Origin of the sequence: Pollutimonas nitritireducens (assembly GCF_002849615.1) — a bacterium.
Taxonomy (GTDB): domain Bacteria; phylum Pseudomonadota; class Gammaproteobacteria; order Burkholderiales; family Burkholderiaceae_B; genus Pollutimonas; species Pollutimonas nitritireducens.
The window spans coordinates 36,200-58,504 of record NZ_PDNV01000015.1; the positions used below are offsets into that span (position 1 = coordinate 36,200).

22 protein-coding genes are annotated in these 22,305 nt (G+C 58.0%); 18 read left to right on the forward strand and 4 right to left on the reverse strand.

Annotated elements, in window-relative coordinates:
* Positions 1-8: 8 nt before the first annotated feature.
* Positions 9-527 (reverse strand): C40 family peptidase, encoded by a 519-nt coding sequence (locus CR155_RS19305; RefSeq protein WP_102071675.1) that lies wholly within the window; start codon positions 525-527, stop codon positions 9-11.
* A 254-nt stretch (positions 528-781) separates the two neighbouring features.
* Between CR155_RS19305 and flhD the strand changes: the two genes are divergently transcribed.
* From flhD to flhF, 15 genes are all read left to right on the forward strand, one after another.
* A complete protein-coding gene (gene flhD, locus CR155_RS19310; protein ID WP_102071676.1) occupies positions 782-1,105 on the forward strand; it encodes a flagellar transcriptional regulator FlhD in 324 nt (107 codons plus the stop codon).
* Positions 1,106-1,128: 23 nt separating this feature from the next.
* A complete protein-coding gene (gene flhC / locus CR155_RS19315; protein ID WP_102071677.1) occupies positions 1,129-1,800 on the forward strand; it encodes a flagellar transcriptional regulator FlhC in 672 nt (223 codons plus the stop codon).
* 164 nt (positions 1,801-1,964) lie between these two features.
* Entirely contained in the window at positions 1,965-2,837 is an 873-nt protein-coding gene (motA, locus tag CR155_RS19320) for a flagellar motor stator protein MotA (protein WP_102071678.1), read from the forward strand.
* Between the two features lie 11 nt (positions 2,838-2,848).
* Entirely contained in the window at positions 2,849-3,781 is a 933-nt protein-coding gene (gene motB, locus CR155_RS19325; protein WP_102071679.1) for a flagellar motor protein MotB, read from the forward strand.
* Between the two features lie 144 nt (positions 3,782-3,925).
* Positions 3,926-6,040 (forward strand): chemotaxis protein CheA, encoded by a 2,115-nt coding sequence (gene cheA, locus CR155_RS19330; RefSeq protein WP_102071680.1) that lies wholly within the window; start codon positions 3,926-3,928, stop codon positions 6,038-6,040.
* Positions 6,041-6,067: 27 nt separating this feature from the next.
* On the forward strand, positions 6,068-6,568 hold the full coding sequence (locus tag CR155_RS19335) for a chemotaxis protein CheW (protein ID WP_102071681.1): 501 nt from the start codon (positions 6,068-6,070) through the stop codon (positions 6,566-6,568).
* A 55-nt stretch (positions 6,569-6,623) separates the two neighbouring features.
* Positions 6,624-8,360, forward strand: coding sequence for a methyl-accepting chemotaxis protein (locus tag CR155_RS19340; protein ID WP_102071682.1), 1,737 nt, complete (start codon positions 6,624-6,626; stop codon positions 8,358-8,360).
* Positions 8,361-8,364: 4 nt separating this feature from the next.
* Positions 8,365-9,207, forward strand: a complete 843-nt coding sequence (locus CR155_RS19345) for a CheR family methyltransferase (RefSeq protein ID WP_102071683.1) — start codon at positions 8,365-8,367, stop codon at positions 9,205-9,207.
* A gap of 39 nt (positions 9,208-9,246) precedes the next feature.
* A complete protein-coding gene (locus CR155_RS19350; protein WP_102071684.1) occupies positions 9,247-10,299 on the forward strand; it encodes a protein-glutamate methylesterase/protein-glutamine glutaminase in 1,053 nt (350 codons plus the stop codon).
* A gap of 46 nt (positions 10,300-10,345) precedes the next feature.
* A complete protein-coding gene (cheY, locus tag CR155_RS19355; RefSeq protein ID WP_102071685.1) occupies positions 10,346-10,735 on the forward strand; it encodes a chemotaxis response regulator CheY in 390 nt (129 codons plus the stop codon).
* Between the two features lie 10 nt (positions 10,736-10,745).
* Positions 10,746-11,390, forward strand: a complete 645-nt coding sequence (gene cheZ, locus CR155_RS19360; protein WP_102071686.1) for a protein phosphatase CheZ — start codon at positions 10,746-10,748, stop codon at positions 11,388-11,390.
* Positions 11,391-11,529: 139 nt separating this feature from the next.
* Positions 11,530-13,035, forward strand: coding sequence for a methyl-accepting chemotaxis protein (locus tag CR155_RS19365; RefSeq protein WP_102071687.1), 1,506 nt, complete (start codon positions 11,530-11,532; stop codon positions 13,033-13,035).
* A 102-nt stretch (positions 13,036-13,137) separates the two neighbouring features.
* Positions 13,138-14,295: a flagellar biosynthesis protein FlhB gene (gene flhB, locus CR155_RS19370; RefSeq protein ID WP_102071688.1), complete on the forward strand. Its 1,158-nt coding sequence runs from the start codon at positions 13,138-13,140 to the stop codon at positions 14,293-14,295.
* Positions 14,295-16,406, forward strand: a complete 2,112-nt coding sequence (gene flhA, locus CR155_RS19375) for a flagellar biosynthesis protein FlhA (protein ID WP_102071689.1) — start codon at positions 14,295-14,297, stop codon at positions 16,404-16,406. Before flhB ends, flhA begins: the two co-directional genes overlap by 1 nt.
* Complete coding sequence (gene flhF, locus CR155_RS19380; RefSeq protein WP_102071690.1) at positions 16,406-18,805, forward strand: flagellar biosynthesis GTPase FlhF; 2,400 nt, start codon at positions 16,406-16,408, stop codon at positions 18,803-18,805. The genes flhA and flhF overlap by 1 nt, the downstream gene beginning before the upstream one ends.
* A gap of 30 nt (positions 18,806-18,835) precedes the next feature.
* On the opposite strand, the gene CR155_RS19385 is transcribed toward flhF, so the two are convergent.
* The 3 genes from CR155_RS19385 to flgA form a co-directional block, all read right to left on the reverse strand.
* Entirely contained in the window at positions 18,836-19,312 is a 477-nt protein-coding gene (locus CR155_RS19385; RefSeq protein WP_102071691.1) for a flagella synthesis protein FlgN, read from the reverse strand.
* 60 nt (positions 19,313-19,372) lie between these two features.
* Entirely contained in the window at positions 19,373-19,660 is a 288-nt protein-coding gene (flgM, locus tag CR155_RS19390; protein ID WP_102071692.1) for a flagellar biosynthesis anti-sigma factor FlgM, read from the reverse strand.
* A gap of 124 nt (positions 19,661-19,784) precedes the next feature.
* Positions 19,785-20,495, reverse strand: coding sequence for a flagellar basal body P-ring formation chaperone FlgA (gene flgA, locus CR155_RS19395; RefSeq protein ID WP_102071693.1), 711 nt, complete (start codon positions 20,493-20,495; stop codon positions 19,785-19,787).
* Positions 20,496-20,683: 188 nt separating this feature from the next.
* Between flgA and flgB the strand changes: the two genes are divergently transcribed.
* Genes flgB through CR155_RS19410 form a run of 3 tightly spaced genes read left to right on the forward strand, consistent with a single transcriptional unit; the run spans position 20,684 to position 22,254 of the window.
* Positions 20,684-21,091: a flagellar basal body rod protein FlgB gene (flgB, locus tag CR155_RS19400; RefSeq protein ID WP_102071694.1), complete on the forward strand. Its 408-nt coding sequence runs from the start codon at positions 20,684-20,686 to the stop codon at positions 21,089-21,091.
* Between the two features lie 29 nt (positions 21,092-21,120).
* Positions 21,121-21,537, forward strand: coding sequence for a flagellar basal body rod protein FlgC (gene flgC, locus CR155_RS19405; protein ID WP_102071695.1), 417 nt, complete (start codon positions 21,121-21,123; stop codon positions 21,535-21,537).
* Positions 21,538-21,579: 42 nt separating this feature from the next.
* The gene (locus CR155_RS19410; protein WP_102071696.1) at positions 21,580-22,254 is read left to right on the forward strand and encodes a flagellar hook capping FlgD N-terminal domain-containing protein; all 675 of its coding nucleotides are present in this window, start codon (positions 21,580-21,582) and stop codon (positions 22,252-22,254) included.
* Positions 22,255-22,305: the final 51 nt, after the last annotated feature.

A 22,305-nucleotide genomic window follows, 5' to 3' on the forward strand; every position in this document is an offset into this window, starting at 1 on the left:
CACGCGGACTAGCTATCGAACACGGTGCGGGCGGACTCGAAGCGTTTGGCGAAATAAGGATTGCCCAGCGAATCGATACGCACCCGACCGCCCGAAGACGGGGCGTTGATGAAGTTGCCGTCTCCCAGATAGATACCCATATGTGAGAAAGGCCGATTCAGCGTGTTGAAGAACACGAAGTCTCCGGCTTTGAGTTTTCTTCTGGCTATTGGGCGGCTCAGGCTGGCAATTGCGGCGGTGTTGTGCGGGAGCGCCTGGCCGGCCGCATTGTTGAATACATAGGCGACCAGGCCGCTGCAGTCGAATCCGTTGATGGGTGCCGAGCCACCGTACTTATAGTGCGACTCCAGCAAGGCTAATGCTGTCATCACTACTTCGTTGCGATGCTCCGCGTCAACGACGACGGGTGGACGTGACGGGCGCTGACCCTGCTGTCCGCCTGAGCCGGCGCAGCCGCCCAGCACCAGTAACACGGTTACTGTCGCGATCAGTCGCAGTGGAAAGGAGATACGCAAGGCTATCGTCATCGTCGTATTATTCTCGCAAAACAGCCTGCATACAATGTAGTACTCGGGTTGGAGCGATACGGTTGTATCTTTAAGACACAATTAGGTAAGCAAATATGGAAACTGCGACTAAAATTTGTAAAGTTTGACGTGCACAATGTAAATAGTTGTCGATTTTTGATACTATTTGCTTGCGGCTTTATTCATAAATCGCATGAAAAAGTTAGTAAGCCACCGTTTTGGAAAAACAAGCGGTCACATCCTAGGAGTTGGGCATGTCCATGTCGGAAAATTCATCGTTGCGTGATATTCACGAAGTTAATCTGTCGTATCTGATGTTGGCGCAACGACTTCTGCGGGAAAACTTCTCCGCCGGTATGTTTCGTCTTGGTTTCAACGCCGATGTGGCCGATATCGTACTTCGTTTGTCTCCGGCCCAGCTCGTAAAGCTGGCCGGCTCCAGTTCATTGATATGCGGGTTCCGCCTTAACGATTACGACCTTCTGTCTTCATTGACGCAGGATGTGCTCGGGGGCGTATTGCAGCAGGCGCATTCCACCATATTGCTGGCCCAGCGTGCTGCCACACAGCCCGCTTAATCATTCGATCAGAAGACATACTCATGGCAAGCAAAAGTGTCGCCAAGGAAGCCAGCGAAATATTTTTGGCTTCGGAAATGATCAAGCTGGGTGCGCGCCTGCAGGTACTGCAGGCTGAAACCAGCCTCAGCTACGATCGCCTCGCACGTTTGTATCGGGAAGTGAAAGGCTGCTCGCCACCGAAAGGCATGTTGCCATTTTCGGTTGACTGGTTCATGACCTGGCTGCCCAATATCCATTCAAGTGTGTTTCATAGCATCTATCAGTTTATGGATACCCGCAGTCCAGCCAAGAAGTCGCAGGCCCTGGTCGAGGCATATCGTCTCTATCTGGAGCAGGCCTCAACCGGCAGAGCGGACGAGCCATTTGGCGAGCCTGTGCTGAGTTTCACGCGCGCATGGATGCTCGTTCGATTCTTTGACAGCAGCATGTTGCAGCTTTCGTATTGCGAACGATGCAAAGGCGGTTTCGTCGCCCATGCGCATGACCCTCAGAAGGGTTTTATTTGCGCGATCTGCCGTCCACCACCACGGGCGGGCAAAACCCGCGCGCATGCCGCCGCTTGCAAAAAGGCAGTTGCCTCCGCCAGTCCGCTTATCGACATAGAAGTCGTGGCCCAACTCGTCGCTGGAAAATCTCGCCGTCCGGCCAAAGTTACAGCCGTGCACGCTATGGCGGTTCCCAGTCTGGCTTAGCCCGCAACAGGGCCTTCTTTACCAATTTTCTGCCGCCTTGGAAATTTTCCGGGCGGTTTTTCGTAGCAGAGCCGGGATTTGGGCTTGAAAACACCCTTTGAAGGGCGCTTTTGGTAAGCAAAAAGAACGGATCATATGCATATGTGTTTATCTAGGGCGTATCCGTGTTTATTCTGCTAGGGTTTGTAATTGTCTTTGTCTCGGTATTCGGTAGTTTCGTTGCCCTGGGCGGACATCTGGGTGCGCTGTATCAACCCTTCGAGTTCGTATTGATAGGAGGCGCCGCACTGGGTGCCTATATAGCGTCCAACAGCGGCAAGTCGATGAAGATGCTGTTCTCGGCCTTGCCCCAGATTGTCAGGAAGAATCCCTACAGCAAGGAACTGTACATGGAGCTCATGGCCCTTATGTACGTGCTCCTGAACAAGGCGCGTCGTGACGGCCTGATGTCCATCGAATCCGATATCGAAGAGCCTGAAACCAGCCCGCTTTTTACCGAGTATCCCGCTGTGTTGAACGATCCCGCCCTCATGGAGTTCATCACTGACTACCTGCGTCTGATGATCAGCGGCAACATGAGCGTGCATGAAATCGAAGCGTTGATGGACCAGGAAATAGAAGCACACCACAACGAGAAAAATGTGCCCGCCGTGGGATTACGGGCGGTGGCGGATGCTCTTCCCGCGTTTGGTATTGTGGCAGCTGTGCTGGGAGTCATCAAAGCCCTGGCGTCGGTCGATCAGCCTCCGGCCATTCTGGCCGACCTTATCTCCAAGGCCATGGTCGGGACCTTCCTGGGTATTTTGCTGGCCTATGGTTTTGTCGCACCGATCGCTGCGTCAATCGAGCGTCGTTCGGTTGCCTCGGAAAAAGTCTTGGAATGCATCAAGGTCACGCTATTGGCCAGCATGAATGGCTACCCGCCTCAGTTGGCAGTGGAATTCGGCCGCAAAGTGTTGTATTCCTACTTGCGCCCCTCATTCATGGAACTTGAAGAGCACGTGCGTCAAACCCGCGCTCCCGGCAAGAAAGCGTAGCGGGCGGATCTATGAACAAATCCGAACCCCGGATCGTAATCCGTCGCGCCAAGCGACGGCATGAAGCCCCGCACGGCGGCAGCTGGAAAATTGCCTACGCCGACTTCATGACGGCCATGATGGCGTTTTTCCTGGTGATGTGGCTGGTATCGCTGGTCCCGCAGAAAGACCTCCAGGAAATGGCAGAGTATTTTCGCATGCCCCTGATGGAAGCCATCACAGGCGGTAAAAGAAACGATACCGGAAGCACAGTCATACCGGGCGGATCACCCAGTCCCATACCGAATGTGAACCCTATCTCGTCGCGAGGCGACACGCGTACCGAAGGCGACATTCGCGATACACGGCGGCTGGAGGATTTGAAAGCCGAGATCGAGAGACTGATCCAGACTGACCCGGTGTTGCTCGCGTTTCGCCCACAGTTGCTCCTTGATATGACGCCCGACGGACTCCGGATACAGATCATCGACAAAGACAATCGTCCAATGTTCGCCACCGGCAGCGCCATCATGCAGTCCTACATGCGCAACATTCTGCGCGAGTTGGGCCCCCTGTTGAACGATTTGCCCAATAGCGTAAGTGTGGCCGGCCACACCGACTCCATGCAATATGCAGCGGGCGAGCGCTACTACAGTAACTGGGAACTGTCTGCCGACCGGGCCAACGCGGCGCGCAAGGAACTCGTTATAGGCGGCATGGCGGAAACCAAGGTAAAGCGGGTTCTGGGCATGTCGTCCTCGGTAAGCCTCATTAAAGATAATCCCTTGGCTGCCGTTAATCGGCGTATCAGTGTCGTTGTGCTCAACAAGCAGGCAGAACGGCGCATCGACGAGCAAAATGCATCCGGAACGACGGCATACAACCTCAAGGAAATCATGGAGCCGGCCGCGAGCGTCAACGTTCCTGACATGCCCACGCTACCGGCCACGCCTTTGCGACCGTAAATCCAACGAACGCGTGCGGGCATTTGTCCGTGCGCGGTCACCTGCTTGCGCAATGTACCGCGCGGGTCGAGACGGCCTTAACAATGAATCAGTTCCGAAAGCGATTATCCAGATGACAAAGCTCTACAGTAAAAGGAAGCGATCATGAGTACCGGCGTTGACCTGAGTCAGTTTTTCGAGACATTTTTTGATGAAGCTGACGAGTTATTGGCCGACATGGAGCGATTGCTGCTCGGTCTCGATCTTGCGAACCCGGATAACGACGAGCTCAATGCCATTTTCCGGGCTGCTCACTCCATTAAAGGTGGAGCCGGCACCTTTGGCTGTTTTGGACAATTGGCCGATACTACCCACCTTCTTGAAAACCTGCTTGATCTGATCCGTCGGGGCGAGATGCCCCTGCGTAAAGATATGATCGATCTCTTCCTGGAAACCAAAGATGTGCTGACAGCGCAAGTGGCGGCTTATCGCAATTCAAATGAACCTGATTCGGAAGCTTACGAGCGTATTTGCGCACAGCTTCGACAATTGGCTCAGGAGCAGAACGGGGCACCGGCCGCTGCGCCTGAGTCTGCTGTTCTCCAACCGGTAGCGGCGGCGCCTGTCGTTGCGCCACCATCTTCTCCAGCCGGTGCGCCGGCTGCCAGTACGGCTGGCCTGCCCTTGCACATCCGCGTGAACAGTCTGGACGCGAAAGACGCCGCGGCGTTGGCCGACGAGATGGCCTTGCTGGGCGATGTGCTGCACCAGGAACGTACCGCCAAGTCTCTGTCCATATGGCTGAATACCACGGCCTCGGCCAGCGACCTCGAAGCGGTGTGTTGCTTCATCGTCAATGCCGATCAAGTCGAGATCACGCGCGAGGCATTGCCTGCAACGGCTGGCGCCACGCTGTTGGCAGCCATCGACACGGCGGCCGGCGCTCCGGCGGCCGTTGGAATGGCCGCAACTTCCCTATCTGAAGCCGCGTCGCCGGCATCGGCAGCCGAGCCTCCGCCACCTGCTGCTATACCCGCCACGGTCGCGTCGGCCGCGGCCAGTCCTGCCGCGAAGACAGAAGGCAAGGCGCCAGCGGCGGCCTCCAACAGCAGCACGATTCGGGTGGGTGTCGAGAAAGTCGACCAGATCATCAACCTGGTGGGCGAACTCGTCATCACCCAGGCCATGCTGGTCCAGACGGCTTCGACGTTGGATCCGGTACTGCACGATCGCCTCCTCAATGGCATTGAACAGCTCGACCGCAACGCGCGCGACCTGCAAGAGGCTGTCATGTCCATACGCATGATGCCCATGGATTACGTGTTCAGCCGTTTCCCGCGCGTTGTACGCGAAAGCGCCAGCAAGATGGGCAAGCAGATCAAGCTGACCACGCAAGGCCAGGCCACCGAGCTCGACAAGAGCCTGATCGAGCGCATTATCGATCCACTCACCCATTTGGTGCGCAACAGTATCGACCACGGCATTGAATCGCCGGAGAAACGCGTTGAAGCCGGCAAAAGTCCGGAGGGCAATCTGTTGTTGTCCGCGCAGCACCACGGCGGGCAGATCGTCATCGAGGTCGCCGACGACGGCGCGGGTCTCAGCCGCGAGCGCATACTCAAGAAAGCCATGGCACAAGGCATGGCGGTCAGCGAGAACACCCCCGATGAAGAATTGTGGCAGCTTATTTTTGCGCCGGGGTTCTCCACAGCCGAAAAGGTTACCGATATCTCAGGTCGCGGCGTGGGAATGGATGTAGTGCGACGCAATATCCAGGCCATGGGCGGGCATATTCAGTTGTCATCGCGCCTGGGCCAGGGTACCTCCACCCGTATTGTCCTGCCGCTTACGCTGGCCATACTTGACGGCATGTCGGTGCGCGTGGGGGAAGAAACCTTCATCTTGCCGCTCAGCCATGTCACCGAGTCCATGCAGCCCAGCCCGGACCAGATCCGTTCCATTTCCGATACCGAACATGTATTGCAGGTTCGGGGTGAATACCTTCCCATCGTGGCTTTGCATAATGTGTTTGCGGTGGATGGCGCGGAAACTGACATCACAAAATCGATTGCTGTCGTCCTGCAGGCGCAGGACGTCCGCTTTGCCTTGCTCGTCGACCATCTTATTGGGCAGCACCAGGTCGTGGTAAAGAACCTTGAGTCCAATTATCGAAAGATACCGGGCGTTTCGGCAGCCACCATATTGGGCGATGGCAGTGTCGCTTTGATTGTCGACGTGTTTGCCCTGATGCGCTTCACACGCGACAAAACAACGATCTAACGCCTCTTTAAAGTTTCGGAGAAAACCATGTTCAACAAATTCGAGTCCAACTCTACCCAGGTGGACACCACCGGCCAGGAGTTCCTGGTGTTTACATTGGCTGCGCAGGAATATGGTATCGACATCCTGAAAGTCCAGGAAATTCGCGGCTATGACGCACAGACAGTGACACGCATCGCCAATGTTCCATCGTTCGTCAAGGGCGTTACAAACTTGCGCGGCATCATCGTTCCCATCGTCGACATGCGTATCAAGTTCAATCTTGAAACGGTCGAGTACAACCACCAGACCGTCGTGGTCATCCTGAACCTCAAGACCCGTGTCGTGGGCGTGGTGGTGGACGGCGTTTCCGACGTTCTTATGCTGCAGCCCGGCCACATCAGTGCCGCGCCGCAGTTCGGTACCGCCTTTTCCACTGAGTATCTGACCGGTATCGGCACCATAGGCGAGCGCATGCTCATTCTGGTGGACATCGAGAAATTGATGACCAGCGAAGAAATGGCACTCGTCGAAAGCGCGGCAGTCTGATTCAGCTCGGGCAAGGTTTGCATTTGCTGATAAATAGAAAAAAGGGCATTGTGGTATGCGAAAGTTTTCGCTGTTCTCCAATTTGAAGATTCGAACCAGTTTGATCCTGGTCCTGGCCTTCTTTCTTCTAATGCTTGTCGCGGGCGCCGCATTGGGCGTGCTGTCCCTGCGCGCCGGTAATATGTCGTTGCACAATATCGTTCAGAATCAACGCCTCGGGTCTGCCTTGTACGAGTCCATCGACGGATACAAGAATGTACAGACCGGGCTGGGCCGTACCGTCGCAAGCTTCATCGTCAACAGCGATCAACAGGCCAATGCCATTGCCGCCGAGTGGGGGGGCGCAAAAAATACCGACGCCGCCGCGCTGAGCGACGAAACCAACGCCTTGCTGGCATCGGCACGAAGCGAATTCAACCAGTCCCAGGCCCGCTTTTCCGGTTTTGTCGAGCTCATCAAAGGCGTGCCCGATCCGGAAAGCAGCTATGCACGGGTGGTCGAAGGCTACACCACGCTGATGAGCGGTGGCGTCGAACCCTTGTTCGACATGCTGGCCTCGGGCAAGGTGAAGGAATACCATACCTTCCTGGGCGGGACGACGCTGTTTTTGGAGCAAGATCTCTACAGTTCCTTGAGCAGCCTCCAGAACTACCAGCAACGCCTTATCGACCAAGCCTATCAACGTGAAGACCGGCAGTATCAATTGGTCATTCAACTGGTATCGGTGGCCATGCTGGTCTGCCTCGCCATTGCCCTGGTTACCTATGCCTTTCTGAATCGCATGGTCTTGCGTCCCCTGCGCTCTGCAGGCACCCATTTCGACCGGATCGCCGGCGGAGACTTTACGCAGCGCGTCGATGTCGCGTCGCGCAACGAAATAGGGGTACTGTACGAAGCCATGCGCCGCATGCAGGATAGTCTTACCCGTACGGTCAGTGCGGTGCGTGAGGGGGTCGAGGAAATCACGCTGGGCTCGCGCGAGATCTTTATGGGCAACACCGACCTCAGCAGTCGCACCGAACAGCAGGCGGCTGCGCTGCAAGAAACGGCAGCCAGCATGGAACAGCTGGCCAGCACCGTACGCCAGAATACCGATAATGCAGAACAGGCCGACCAGTTGGCCAAGAATGCCTCGGAAGTCGCCGAACGCGGCGGCGTCGCAGTGGCCACTGTCGTTTCCACCATGGACGAAATATGCGTCAGCTCGGCCAAGATGGCTGAGATCGTCGGCGTTATCGATGGCATTGCATTCCAGACCAATATTCTTGCGCTGAATGCGGCGGTGGAAGCAGCCAGGGTAGGCGAGCAGGGTCGAGGCTTTGCCGTGGTGGCCAGCGAGGTGCGCTCGTTGGCGCAGCGCAGCGCTGGAGCCGCCAAGGAAATCAAGGAGCAAATCGAAGCATCGCTGATCAAGGTGCAAGCCGGATCAAAGCAGGCCAGCGTGGCCGGCGAAATCATGCAGGAAGTTGTGGGGTCCGTCCAGGGGGTCACGGCGATCATGGGCGAAATATCGGCGGCATCTCACGAGCAATCGGATGGCATCCAGCAAGTCAATAAGGCGGTGGCCGAAATGGACGCTGCCGTGCAGCAGAATGCAGCATTGGTCGAAGAGGCGGCTGCCGCTGCCGGCTCCCTTCAGGACCAGGCTTCTCGCCTGACCGAGGCAGTGGCCGTTTTCAAAATCAACACTAACGAAGTTATCGATGTGACGGCCAACCAGCTCAAGCATTCCAGGTCAGAACCCCAGTCCTCGGGCCTGACGCAATCTCTTGGAGCGCTCGCGCATTCCTGAAAGCATGTCATCGCCTCAATCGCAATCGATATTCACCATGCCCGTCCTTGTCGAGGTCGGGCAGCACGACTTTGAGCGCTCCGCCCGTGTGCTGCGCGCCAGAGCCGGTATTGTGATTGGTAATCATAAGCACGAGATGGCGGCGCGTACTTTGGGCATGCGCGCCAAGGCCCTGGGAATGGGTAGCGCCAAGCAGTACCTGGATCACCTTGAGCAGAATCCGCACTCGCCCGAGTGGGAAGCGTTCGTCAACGCCTTCACGATCAATCACACCGCATTCTTTCGTGAACAGCACCATTTCGATATCCTGGCCAAGTTCGCGAAGTCGCGCAAGAAGCCGTTCTCGGTCTGGTGCGCTGCATCGTCCACCGGCGAAGAACCCTACACCATCGCCATGGCCTTGCGCGAATCATGTCCGCAGCCAGATGTCGGTGTTTCGATACTGGCTACCGACATCGACACGCGCGCTGTCGAGCGCGCGCAGGAAGGGGTGTATTCGCTGGAACGCGTGCAGCCCATACCGGAGGGCTATCTGAAGAAGTACTTCCAGCGTGGCATGGGGCGGCATGTCGGCATGGTTCGCGCCAAATCGGCCATCCGCGACATGATCGGATTCCAGACATTCAACCTGCTTTCCAGCAACTGGCCCACCGATCAGAAGTTCGATGCCATTTTCTGTCGCAACACCATGATTTATTTCGATAAGCCGACTCAAACACGCATTCTGGAGCGCTTTGCGTCCATGCTGAAGCCGGGCGGCTTGTTATTTGCGGGTCACTCCGAGAATTTCACCTATCTGACCACTGCATTTCGTCTGCAAGGTCAGACGGTGTACGAGCTCGCGTAGCGCGAGGCCGATCACCGTGTTTATTGAGCTGCATCATAAATGAAGAAAATTCGAGTCCTGTGTGTGGACGATTCGGCTCTGGTTCGAGGCTTGATGACCGAGATCATCAACGGGCAACCCGATATGGAAGTCGTCGCGTCCGCGCCCGATCCGCTCATTGCGCGCGAGTTGATCAAATTGCACAATCCTGACGTACTGACGCTGGACGTCGAGATGCCACGCATGGACGGCCTGGATTTTCTCGAACGCCTGATGCGTTTGCGGCCCATGCCGGTGGTCATGGTCTCGTCCTTGACCGAACGCAATTCTGAAGTCACGCTGCGCGCGCTTGAACTCGGTGCGGTCGATTTCGTGACCAAACCCAAACTTGGCCTGCGCGACGGTTTGCTCGAATACAGCGAGTTGATCGCGGACAAGATCCGTGCGGCCGCCACCTCGCGCCCCAGGCAACCACGTCAGGCGGGCCACGCACCTGCCGCGCGGTTGACGCCTGTGTTCTCGACCACCGAGAAACTCGTGCTGATCGGTGCGTCCACAGGTGGCACGGAAGCCATACGTCAAGTGTTGGAACCTCTGCCGGCAAATAGTCCGGCCATCATGATCACCCAGCACATGCCGGCCGGTTTCACCCGCTCGTTCGTGCAACGGCTAGACAATTTGTGCGCTGTGCAAGTGCACGAGGCCGAAGACGGTCAACGGGTCTTGCCCGGACATGTCTATCTTGCCCCGGGCGGGGTTGCACACATGAAACTGGCACGCTCTGGCGCCAATTACGTCGTAAAGCTCGACTACAGCGATCCGGTAAACAGGCATCGTCCCTCGGTCGATGTGCTGTTTCACTCCGCCGCGCAAGTGGCTGGAAAGAATGCGGTCGGCGTGATCCTGACGGGCATGGGAAAGGATGGGGCATTGGGTATGCTGGCGATGAAGCAGGCCGGTGCCATTACTTTCGCACAAGACGAAGCAAGTTGTGTTGTATTTGGCATGCCGCGCGAGGCGCTGCATATAGGCGCAGCCGACAGCGCGGTGCCGTTATCGGAAATCAGCCAGCGCATCCTATCAAGTGCTGGCTCATATGGCCATAGAGTCTGATTTTCCCCGAAGATTCTCGGCTATTTATTATTTTGGAGCGTGTTAAGTGGTACAGAAAACCATGAAAATTCTGGTTGTCGATGACTTTCCAACCATGCGTCGGATCATCAAGAACCTGCTTAAGGACCTGGGCTTCGAGAACGTGGACGAGGCCGAAGACGGCGCCATGGGTCTCGAAAAACTACGCAACGGAAATTTCGATTTCGTGGTCTCCGACTGGAATATGCCCAATATGGACGGTCTGGCAATGTTGCAAAACATTCGGGCGGATCCCGTCCTGGCCAAGCTGCCGGTGCTGATGGTTACTGCGGAAGCCAAGAAAGAGAACATCATTGCCGCGGCACAGGCCGGCGCGAATGGTTACGTTGTCAAGCCGTTCACCGCGGCTACGTTGGAAGAGAAGCTGAACAAGATCTTTGAAAAGCTCGGTGCATAAGGGGATAGCCATGAGTACAACTGAACTTCCCCTGGCCAACGAGACCGATGAGCAACCGGTAGACCTGATTCATCGCATTGCTTCAGTCACGCGCAAACTACGGGAAAGCATGCGCGAGCTGGGCCTGGACCAAGCTATCAAGGACGCAGCCCATGCCATTCCCGACGCGCGCGATCGGCTGCATTATGTGGCGCGCATGACCGAGCAGGCCGCCAACCGTGTGTTGAACGCCGCCGAGCAGACACAGCCGCTGCAGGAAAGCATGCAGAAAGACGCCAAGGCGCTGGATGCCCGTTGGCAAAGCTGGTTCGATCATCCGGTGGAACTCGATCAGGCTCGCGAGCTTGTCGACGACACACGCACCTTGCTTAAAGATATTCCCCGGAAGACGCAGGCCTCCCAAGGTAATCTCCTGGACATCATCATGGCGCAAGACTTCCAGGACTTGACTGGCCAGGTCATCATGAAGATGCTGGGCGTGGTCACTGCCATCGAGACGGAACTGGTGCAAGTGTTGATCGATAGCGTTCCCCAGGAAAAACGCGAGGAAGCCGCGTCGCTATTGAATGGACCCGATGTCAACCCGGCGGGCAAGGTCGACGTGGTGACCAGCCAGGATCAGGTGGACGATCTGCTCTCCAGCCTGGGATTCTGACCGATAGGAGTTTCGCCGGCACAGACGATGTGTCGGGTACAGGATGTTATTGCTGCCAGGCGGTGATGTTGCTACGATAGGGCGGCCCGGACAACGGGTCAGCTTATAAAAATTAAAGTGAACGTCTGGGGAGACAAAAATGAAGAAGAAATCCGGCCGCACCGTGGGTGTATCGCGTTTGCTCGGGCGGCTAAGTCGTGGCGAGGCCACGCTCTCGGACAGAGCCTGGACGCTTAGCCCGATAGCTTGGCCGCTTGGCAGATTCCTGGTCACCTTGCGCGATCGCTTCGTCACCATGCGCAATGCCAGCATCGATATCTCGCTCAATACCGCTCGACTCCAGACACAAACAGAAGTGTGCGGCGATATGGCGCGCGAGCAAGCGCTCGAGGCCGAAGGTCTGGCGACCCGTGGCGAGCAGATTTCCACCATGTCCAACCAGACGGAAGCGGCCGTCACCGAAATCGCAGCCGCTTTCCATACTCAAATGGAAGTGGCGCACGCGACTTTGCAGCAACTGAACGACCTGCAAACCCGGGTGTCGAGGGTGGCTGCCCAGATGGAAGTGTTCTCCGGCGTGGTGTCGCAGCTCAGTCAGCGCGCCCACTCGGTCGAAGACACCAGCCGCCTTATCAAGGACATTGCACTTCAGACACACCTGCTGGCCCTGAACGCAGGTGTCGAGGCTGCCCGCGCCGGCGATGCAGGGCGCGGTTTCGCCGTGGTGGCCAGCGAAGTGGGCAAGCTGGCGGAACGGGTCAATTCGGCCACGGGCGAGATTGTCAAGCACACCAGCGAGATTCTGGACCTCGTCGCCGACACACGCAGCAAGACCGATGACATTCATACAGACATGACGACGTCGGACCATGTCGTGGGCCGGTTCACCATCAGCTTTAATCAGTTCGTCAGTGAGTTCGAGCGCATAGACACGCAGATGATCGAGGTCGTCTCCACGGTGGAGCAGGTCAATGTAACCAACCAGGAAATGAACCGTTCCATCGAGCGTATCGCAACGCTGAGTTCCCAGGTCCAGCAAGGGATGGGAGCCATGAGCCAGCAGGTGACGGCCGTACGCGTCAAGTCGGAAAACTTGCAAGAAATGCTGGCGGCTTTGCGCACTGGCAATACGCCTTTCGATTCCCTGGTCAGCGTGCTGGAGTCACTCAATTCGGCCTGTGCGACCTTGTTGCGCCAGGCCAGTCGCCGCGGGGCGGACATATTCGACGATCAGTACCGCCGCATTCCCAACAGCAACCCAGCGCGGTTCAACACGGCCTACGACATGGCCATCGACGAGCCGTTGACGCAGATACTGGATTACGTGCTCGAACAATTGCCTGGCGGTTTTTATACGCTGCTGGTCGATCGGCATGGTTACTGTCCCACGCACAATACGCGCTACTCGCGTACGCCGACGGGCAACCTGGACCACGATACCCGGCATGTACGCAATAAGCGCATTTTCGAAGACCCGGTCTGCCAGGCGGCAGTCAAGAACCAGTCCGGCGTGCTGTGCCAGACGTATACACGGGACACCGGCGAAATAGTCACCGATGTGTCCATTCCCGTGGACATCGACAACAGCCGCTGGGGCGCGGTGCGCATCGGCATCGACTACGCCAAGTTCGTGGAGATGAATTAAGCGGGTTTAGTGGGCTTGCTTGGGCATTCGCCTGTGGGTGGTTCGTCTAGAATCGTGTTTCATCGGATCTTCCCGTACCAACCCACGTTTTTCTACCCATGAATGGCTGAGGACAGCGACCTCGAAAAAACCGAACCCGCCTCGCCGCGGCGCCTGGAGAAGGCGCGCGAAGAAGGCCAGGTCGTACGTTCACGCGAGCTCAACACCTTTATGTTGTTGAGCGCTGGCGTGGCGATGCTGTGGTTCGGCGGGGCGCAAATCTATCACAGCCTGAATGGCATCCTCGAATCCGGCTTGTGGTTCGATCTGCGGGTGGGGCGGGACACCAACGTCATGCTGTCGGTCGCTGGCAATTCCGCCTTGCAGGCCTTGCTGGCACTGGCACCTCTTTTCATCGCGCTGGTGGTGGTGGCTATTTTTTCGTCTGTGCTGCTTGGCGGCTTCATGTTTTCCACGAAAGCGCTCGAGCCGAAGTTCGAGCGCATGAATCCGATCAAAGGCGTCGCGCGCATGTTCTCGGCGCAGACTGTGGTGGAATTGATCAAAACCTTGGCCAAGGCGACGGTAATTGGTACCGTTGGTGCAATGGTAATCTGGAATTACCGCGACCAGATGTTGTCGCTGATGCACACCACGCCTACCGAAGCACTTACATCCGGGATGGAGCTGGTGGCCCTTTGCTGTGCCTTGATCGTCTCGGCGCTGTTCCTTATCGTGCTCATCGATGCGCCCTGGCAATTGTTCAGTCACTACAAGAAAATGCGGATGTCCAAGCAGGACGTCAAGCAGGAGCACAAGGAAAGTGACGGCGACCCTCACGTCAAGGGTCGGATACGCCAGCAGCAACGCGCGATGGCTCGACGCCGCATGATGTCCGAAGTGCCCAATGCCGATGTCATCGTTACCAATCCGACGCACTATGCCGTGGCACTGGTCTACAAGGAAGGACAGGGCGGGGCGCCGCGGGTCGTGGCCAAGGGGACCGGCCTGGTTGCGGCAAGGGTGCGCGCGCTCGCCGCCGAACACAAGGTGCCCGTGCTTAGCGCGCCCCCATTGGCTCGGGCGCTGTATCACAACGTGGAACTTGGTCATGAAATACCAGGCGAGCTTTATTCGGCAGTGGCAGAAGTGCTGGCCTGGGTCTTCCAGTTGCGCAGCTGGAATATGGGTACGGGAACAGAGCCTTCGAAGCCTTCCCGCCTGGTGGTCCCGCCAGAGCTCGATCCTGAGGGCATACATAAGGTTGCGGCACAGACATAATGAATAATTTTTTTGCTTTACTCAAGGCCAACGGCGGACAACATGCCCGCCTGATGGCTGGTCCGGTGCTGATCCTGATGGTGCTGGGCATGATGATCCTGCCCCTGCCACCGTTCATCCTGGACTTGTTGTTCACCTTCAATATCTCGCTGTCGGTGATGATATTGCTGGTGGCCATGTTCACCAAGAAGCCGCTCGATTTCGCTGCTTTCCCGGCCGTGCTGCTGTTCGCCACCTTGTTGCGCCTGTCGCTCAACGTGGCATCGACGCGCGTGGTATTGCTGCATGGCCATAAAGGCCCGGATGCGGCCGGCCAAGTCATCGAGGCTTTTGGTCACTTTCTGGTGGGCGGCAATTTTGCGGTCGGTATCATCGTTTTCGTTATCCTGGTCATCATCAACTTTGTCGTCATCACCAAGGGCGCTGGCCGGATCGCAGAAGTGGGCGCGCGGTTCACGCTGGATGCCATGCCGGGCAAGCAGATGGCGATCGACGCCGACCTGAACGCGGGTCTGGTGGGCGAGGATGAAGCGCGCCGGCGCCGGATGGAAGTCTCGCAGGAGGCCGAGTTCTACGGTTCCATGGACGGCGCGAGCAAATTCGTGCGCGGCGACGCGGTTGCGGGCCTGCTCATCATGATCATCAACGTCATTGGCGGCCTGTTCATCGGGGTAGGGCAGCACGACCTGGCCTTTGGCGAGGCCGCGCGTGTCTATACGTTGTTGACCATTGGCGATGGCCTGGTCGCCCAGATTCCCGCGCTTGTGATTTCGACCGCCGCGGGCGTCGTGGTGTCGCGCGTGGCGACAGACGAGGACGTTGGCCAGCAAATGGTCAGCCAGCTGTTTGCCAATCCGAATGTGCTGTTCATCACTGCCGGCATCATGGCCGCCATGGGCCTGATCCCCAATATGCCCCACGTTGCCTTCCTGTTGCTTGCAGCCGCGCTGGCCGGTGGCGGATGGTTGATGTACAAGCGCCAACAGGCGGAGAAGCTGGCGGAAGCCGAAGAACCGGAAAAAGTGCAGGCGGCGGTCGAAGCAGCCGCGGCCGAGGCAACCTGGGACGACGTCGCATTGGTCGATCCCCTGGGTCTGGAAGTGGGTTATCGATTGATCTCGCTGGTTGACCACGCCCAGAACGGTGAACTGCTGCATCGCATACGCAGTCTGCGCAAGAAATTTGCCCAGGATGTCGGTTTTCTGCCTCCCGTGGTCCACATACGCGACAATCTGGAGCTCAAGCCCAACGATTACCGTATCCTGCTTTCGGGCGTGGAAGTCGGACGCGGGTCTGCCACGCCAGGCCAGTGGCTCGCCATCGATCCCGGCGGTGTAACCATGAAATTGCCGGGCAACATCACGACAGACCCCGCCTTCGGTCTGCCTGCAGTGTGGATAGATGTGGGCTTGCGCGAGCAAGCGCAGATCGCCGGCTACACAGTTGTCGATGCGGGCACCGTCATCGCCACCCACTTGAACCACCTCATGCATCGCTATGGCGGCGAACTGCTGGGCCGTCAGGAAGTGCAGTCTCTGCTCGATCACGTGGGGCGCGAAGTGCCCAAGCTCATTGAAGACCTCGTTCCGAAGACGGTCAGTCTGACGCTGCTTCAAAAATTGCTGCGTGGCCTGCTCGCCGAGGAGGTGCCCATACGCGATATGCGCACGATCGTGGAAACCTTGGCCGAGCATGCGCCCCGCCTTGCTGCACTTAACGCGACCGGCACCGGCCCCGACTCCAACGAGCTCCTGGCGCTGACCCGTGTAGGATTAGGTCGTGCCATTACCCAGCAATGGTTCCCCGGCGATGTTGAGCTGCGCGTCATCGGCCTCGACCCCCGTCTCGAACGTGTGCTGACCCAGGCCTTGACCACCAGTGGTGCGCTGGAACCCGGCCTTGCCGACAGTGTGCTGAACGACGCACAGCGCGCCGTCCAGGTGCAGGAGGCCAACGGCGACGCCACCGTGCTGGTCGTGCCTCCTGTGTTAAGGGCGTCCTTGTCCCGCTTCTTGCGTCACCATTTCCCCCAGATCGGGGTGCTTTCCAACGCCGAAATACCGGATGAACGCACCTTGCGCATCACCGCTGTGATCGGCGGAGCCGCTTAATGAATATAAGTCGTTTTTTTGGCAGTACCAACCGCGAAGCGATGCGTCAGGTACGCATGGCGCTTGGACCCGATGCGCTCATCGTGTCGAACCGGCGTATCAACGGAGGTGTGGAAATCCTGGCGTCAGACGCCACATCGGTGGCCGTCGCCACTGAGGAGCCAGCCGTAGTCAGTGGTTTTCCCACGGCGCCGACGCCGATGCCTGGTGGTCAAAGGCCGGCTTCGGCAGCCTCACGCATGCCGGCTGCCACAGCGTCGGCTCCGGCACTGGAGCAAGAGGTCGATGTCATGGACGCCATAGGCGCCATGCGTGGCGCACTGGAAACCCGCATCGACGAGCTGGTGTGGGGGAATCAACTGCGACGTGCGCCCCAGGCGGTATCGCTGTTCCAGACCTTGCTCGGCTACGGTTTTAGCACCGCGCTGTTGCGCGCCATGCTCAAGCGCCTGCCTGAACAATTGACTGCCAAGGCAGCTTTGCAGTGGGCGCGCAATGAATTGGTCACCCACCTGCCGGTAGTGTCCAGCGAAGACAAACTATGGACGCCCGGGCTGGCGCTTGCGTTGGTGGGTCCGACCGGCGTTGGAAAGACCACGACCATTGCCAAGCTGGCCGCGCGCTGCCTCAAGCGTGTTGGGCCGGACGGGCTGGTGCTGCTTACGACCGACACCTATCGCATCGGCGCGCATGAGCAATTGAAGATCTACGGCCAAATCATGCGCGTTCCGGTACACGTGGTGCAGGATGTCATCGAACTGCGCAAGGTCATGCAAGGGATACGCGAAGACCAAACCATTCTTATCGATAATGTTGGAATCAGCCAGCGTGACCGCTATATTGCCGAGCAGGCCGCCATGCTTGCGGGGGCAGGGCGACAGGTCAGCCGGCTATTGGTTCTGAATGCATCCAGCCACGGCGACACGCTCGATGAAGTGGCCCGCACGTACTGCAACGACGGCGGGACACCATTGAAGGGCTGCATCATCAGCAAGGTCGACGAAGCCAGCCGCCTGGGCGCCGCGCTCGACACAGCCATACGCTACCGCCTGCCTATCCATTATATTTCCACCGGCCAGAAGGTGCCGGAAAACCTCGCGTTTCCGTCCGCCATGGAGTTGGTGGACCAGGCACTGGTCCACAACCAGCTCAGTCGCGCCTTGTACGCGCCGACCGAAGCCGATTTTGCCGCCTTGATGTCGCTGGCCAAGCCGCCTGCCGACGATGCCCGCAGTGCCGATGTCGAGAGCCGACGCAAGCGCCTGCTGCCAGGCCTGTTGTCGATGGCGCTGGAGCCCGCCTCCAGCATGTCCATGGAGGACCTCGACGCGGCATGTGCCTATATCGATGAGGCGACGGCGCCCATCGAGGCTTACGGTCTGTGGCGCAGCTATACCGCATCGAAGCCCGATACCGTAACGCTGGCCGGTCACGTCGAGCACGGGTTGCGCATCGCAGAAGGCGTCGCGGGCGAAAAAAATCATAAGCATCTGTTGGCCTTGCACGATCAGGTAACGATCAAATCGTCGTCAGGCGCGCGCGGTTCTTTGCGCGCCAGCTTGTTGGTCGCCGAAGATGGCATGCCATTGACATCGCCGGTGCAACAGCTTGGGCTGGCCGATGGCTGGCACTCGTCCTGCGGCGCGAGCGCACAACAGGCGCCGGCGACCGGCATGGCCTTGCACCGGCAGGTCCAGTGGCTGAGCGAACATCCCTCGGCCATGCCTATCGTGCATTTGTTCGAAGGCGGGACCCAGTCCTTGTGGCGCAGCATTTCGTCCCTGGACGTATCGTGGCTGACTCAATGCCCGGCCACCACGCGTGTGGAACTGGACGCTTGCGCCACCACGGTTGGCGCGTTGGGTAAGACACTCATTTTCCATCCGGTGGCTATTCCGGTCTATGCGGGGGTGATCACGGAGATTGCGGGCAAGCCTGCGGAAGACATCGCGCTTTGGGTAGCCAGCGAAACCGTAGAGATCATTGCACGGCAGCAGGATTCATTGCTTCTGCAGGTCATATGCGTGCGTATCGTGAACCGGGTCGATGGGCTGGTCATCAAGACTCTCTATGGTCTCAGCAATATGTTTGCACTGGACATGGCGTCCGACGTGCTGGCCGCCTGGTTGGTCTTGCGCGCCGAAGCCAAAGCCAGCATGCGCCATGCCGCACGCGCGTGGCAACTGTTGGAGCAACGCAAGGATGCGGAATCATTACCCAAGAAAGCGATGTTGGCGACTCAGTTGGGGATGGCGGCATGGCAGTATAAGCAAGACCCAGGCGCTGCATTGGCACGCAAGGTGGGAGGCACTGTCACCGGAAAGCCGGGCCTGCCGTCGCTGACCGCCATGCCCGCCATGCTGAAGTTGTTCGCGCTAAAAGAAATGGTCGCCGTTTAACCGGCGACCACAGTCCCGCCGGCGAGGTGATCAACCGGCCTTGAACTTCTTGCCGGAGCCGGGCTGGGCGGAATTTTTCCTACCACTGGCATCGTACAGATTGCTGGCGCCGACCAAGCCGCGCACCATATCCAGCGCCTGCTGATTGTGGGCCAGGAAAGTGTTGATGACAATACCGTTTGACGCATTCAACTGGCTGGCTGTATCCGCCTTTTCCAGCAGGGCCTTGCACAAATCGCGCAGTTGGGGATGATTGAGTGCCGCGGCATCGAGTCCGGGCTTATCGCCGGGGTAGCCTAGTTGGGCCAGCAATGCCTGGCGTTCGTCGGCCACCAAGGCAAGTTGATCCGCGTAGCGATTTTTGGCTACAGTCGACTCGCCCAGCGCATCGGTATCGCCGGCTTCGGTCAGCGCCTGGGCTTCTTCTTCAAGAACGGAAATAAACGACTGGACCAGATCGACTTCCTGCTCCAGGCACTGTTCCAATTGCAATACAACGTTATTCATTTGGCGATTGTTTGAGTCGGGCGCGATGCGCTGATCGGTGTGGAAGGACCCGTTGCCTGGCTATTTCAGCAGATCGCGTACGCTTGCGATGAGGCCGTCAGCAATGCGGCTGGGATCTATTTTAAGTTGGCCAGATGCCAGGGCGTCGCGGATCTCGTTGACACGGGCTACGTTGATATCGCCATCGCTGTTCTGGAGATTGGACAGATGACGGGCCGTCGAACTTAGGTCGACCGCGCCTTTGCTGGAACTGGGCGACGACGCGCTTGCACGGGTCACGCCGTCAGTACGCGAGCCGGCGACGCTGGTTCTGGCGGTACTGGTTATAGCGGGTGAAGTGATCTTCAAGTCGGTCTCCGGATGAATCCTGGCAGGCAGTGTAATGCGTTCGTGTATCGTTTTACGGCCCCGTTCCTGGAAAGTTTAGGTCTTTGGCCCGTACTTACGCAAAATTACGAGTGCCGCCATATCGTTACATGATTACCTGGACCGTATTCGAGTTGAGCACCGTTCCGCTGACGATCTGGCCTGAGCTGGATTTTACCTGGATTTGAGCGCCTGGCGCACCGCCTTCTAGCGCCTTGCCTTCGCCCGTGGCTACAAAGCCTACGCCCCGCGCCTCGGTGCGTACCTGTTGGCCTCGCGCGATGGAATCGGGATCGCGCAGCGCGCTGGACTTGATGACGCCGCCCGCTGAAATGCGGTATTTGGCGACATATCCGACGGCCTGGCTGGGATCGAACACGACCCCGCGCGCCACGCTGAGCAAATCGCCTTCGCGTCCGGTCAAATCACTCAGTGAGAGGGTGTGGCCGGGTTGGATCGTGTGGTTGGCAACGTAGTAATAGCCCTGTATGTTCAAGTTAGCCTGAACACGCGTGTTCCACTCGACAGGCGCCATGCAGCGCACGCCAACTGTCATACGCGATTGGAGCCGCTGGCCGTTTGGCAGGTAAACGTGCAGCTGCTTACATGCGGGCTGATTCGCGACGCCCGGCATATTGACCGTGACCCTTGAGGACCCCGGGTAGCTTCGGGCCTGGCGCGCAAGAAAGTTCTCGACTTTGGCGGCAACGATGGCGGGGTCTTGCGACGCAATGGCCGCGCCCGAGGGGCTGGCGCTTGCAGGCCAGGCGAACAGGCTGGCGGCAAGCAAACTAATAGTGGCGGGGAACTTGAGCATATGCACATTTTATCGAAGGCAATAGTGCGTCATACCCGGAACTGGATGATAAATAGTGGCTTATTTCCTACTTTAGGCTTAGTGCCTCGCCATTACTATTCTGTTATGTGAACGGCAGTAGGTCGCCACATGGGTCTATTGCCTGCGGACATCCATTGCGGGCATCGTTATTACCGGGTGAACGGCAAATGATCGATCGGATAGGCGAAGACTTGGGCTTTTACCAAAAAGCCATCAACTTGCGCCAGCAGCGGCAGGAAGTATTGGCAGCCAATATTGCCAATGCCGACACGCCCAACTACAAATCGCGCGACTTTGATTTTAGCTCAGCGCTGAGCAATGCCATGGGCGAAGGCCTGCGCTTGCCGGATACGCAGCTTGCGCTGACGTCCGCACGCCATATTCCGGCCAAGGCAGTCACCCCTGATCCGGCAGAACTTTTATATCGCCAGCCCTTCCAGCCCAGCCTAGACGGCAATACCGTCGACATGGATGTCGAACGCGTGCAGTTTGCCGACAACACCATGCGTTACCAAACCGATCTTGCCGTTATCTCATCACGGATCAAATCCATGATGGCGGCATTGCAGCAGTAAACCGCAGCACCAGGAAAACAGGAAAGTCCATGTCGACGATGAATATTTTCGAGATCGCCGGATCGGCCCTTACGGCCCAATCCCAACGCATGAACGTTACGGCCAGCAACCTGGCCAATGCCGACAGCGTTGCCGGCCCCGATGGCAAGCCGTATCGTGCCCGCCAGGTCGTTTTCCAGATGGCGCCGGTGACGGGCCAGGCCTATTCCCAGTCGGTTGGCGGCGTGAAAGTGGCGGCAGTCGTCGAGAGCGGCGCGCCGGCACGCATGCAGTACGACCCCAAGAACCCGTTGGCCAATGCCGACGGCTATGTCGCAATGCCCAATGTGGACGTGGTGGCGGAAACCGTCAACATGATCTCTGCTTCACGGTCTTATCAGGCAAATGTCGAAGTCATCAACACCGCCAAAAGCATGATGATGCGTACCCTGTCCATAGGACAGTAATTCTTTCTCGGCCGTCACCCCTATCCCTAAGAGAGCACAACCTTGACCACAGTCAATAATGCAACGTCCACTGCGCTTGCCACGGCTAATGCAAACACAAAGGACCTGGTTTCCGACACCGAAGACCGTTTCCTGACCTTGCTGGTAACGCAGTTGCAGAACCAGGATCCTCTGAATCCCATGGACAACGCCCAGGTCACATCGCAGATGGCGCAATTGTCCACTGTGACGGGCATCACGCAACTGAATAACACCTTGCTGGCCTTGTCCGGCCAGATGGACGTGTCGCAGTCCATGCAGGCCGCCAGCCTCATCGGTAAAGACGTCCTCGTACCCGGCACCAAGATTTCGGTCGGCGTCGATGCCGACGGCACTCATGTCACGCCATTCGGCGTGGACATGATTTCCGAAGCAACCAAGGTCGTTGTCAGCATCACGGATGCGGCAGGCAATGTCGTGCGCAACATCGACCTGGGCAGCCAGCCGGTGGGCGTTATATCGGTCGACTGGGATGGCAAGAACGATGCTGGTACAGCGGTAAGCGCAGGCGCCTACACCTTCAACGTCAAGGCGACCAATGCCAGCGAGCAAGCCGTGTCCGCCGATGCACTGACGTATGGAAAAGTAGGCAGCGTCGCCTACAGCTCGAGCGGCTTGACCATGGATCTTGGTCTGGCGGGATCGCATTCCCTGCTGAATCTGCGCAAAATAATGTAGTTGCGGTCGCTTGCGGGGTCGCGAAGGCACGCCGCATTACTTATACAGTTA

Coding starts and splice junctions, on each gene's coding strand:
- CR155_RS19305 (WP_102071675.1), bottom strand. CDS start 527: ATGACGATAGCCTTGCGTATCTCCTTTCCACTGCGACTGATCGCGACA.
- flhD (WP_102071676.1), top strand. CDS start 782: ATGTCCATGTCGGAAAATTCATCGTTGCGTGATATTCACGAAGTTAAT.
- flhC (WP_102071677.1), top strand. CDS start 1,129: ATGGCAAGCAAAAGTGTCGCCAAGGAAGCCAGCGAAATATTTTTGGCT.
- motB (WP_102071679.1), top strand. CDS start 2,849: ATGAACAAATCCGAACCCCGGATCGTAATCCGTCGCGCCAAGCGACGG.
- cheA (WP_102071680.1), top strand. CDS start 3,926: ATGAGTACCGGCGTTGACCTGAGTCAGTTTTTCGAGACATTTTTTGAT.
- CR155_RS19335 (WP_102071681.1), top strand. CDS start 6,068: ATGTTCAACAAATTCGAGTCCAACTCTACCCAGGTGGACACCACCGGC.
- CR155_RS19340 (WP_102071682.1), top strand. CDS start 6,624: ATGCGAAAGTTTTCGCTGTTCTCCAATTTGAAGATTCGAACCAGTTTG.
- CR155_RS19345 (WP_102071683.1), top strand. CDS start 8,365: ATGTCATCGCCTCAATCGCAATCGATATTCACCATGCCCGTCCTTGTC.
- CR155_RS19350 (WP_102071684.1), top strand. CDS start 9,247: ATGAAGAAAATTCGAGTCCTGTGTGTGGACGATTCGGCTCTGGTTCGA.
- cheZ (WP_102071686.1), top strand. CDS start 10,746: ATGAGTACAACTGAACTTCCCCTGGCCAACGAGACCGATGAGCAACCG.
- CR155_RS19365 (WP_102071687.1), top strand. CDS start 11,530: ATGAAGAAGAAATCCGGCCGCACCGTGGGTGTATCGCGTTTGCTCGGG.
- flhB (WP_102071688.1), top strand. CDS start 13,138: ATGGCTGAGGACAGCGACCTCGAAAAAACCGAACCCGCCTCGCCGCGG.
- flhA (WP_102071689.1), top strand. CDS start 14,295: ATGAATAATTTTTTTGCTTTACTCAAGGCCAACGGCGGACAACATGCC.
- flhF (WP_102071690.1), top strand. CDS start 16,406: ATGAATATAAGTCGTTTTTTTGGCAGTACCAACCGCGAAGCGATGCGT.
- CR155_RS19385 (WP_102071691.1), bottom strand. CDS start 19,312: ATGAATAACGTTGTATTGCAATTGGAACAGTGCCTGGAGCAGGAAGTC.
- flgA (WP_102071693.1), bottom strand. CDS start 20,495: ATGCTCAAGTTCCCCGCCACTATTAGTTTGCTTGCCGCCAGCCTGTTC.
- flgB (WP_102071694.1), top strand. CDS start 20,684: ATGATCGATCGGATAGGCGAAGACTTGGGCTTTTACCAAAAAGCCATC.
- flgC (WP_102071695.1), top strand. CDS start 21,121: ATGTCGACGATGAATATTTTCGAGATCGCCGGATCGGCCCTTACGGCC.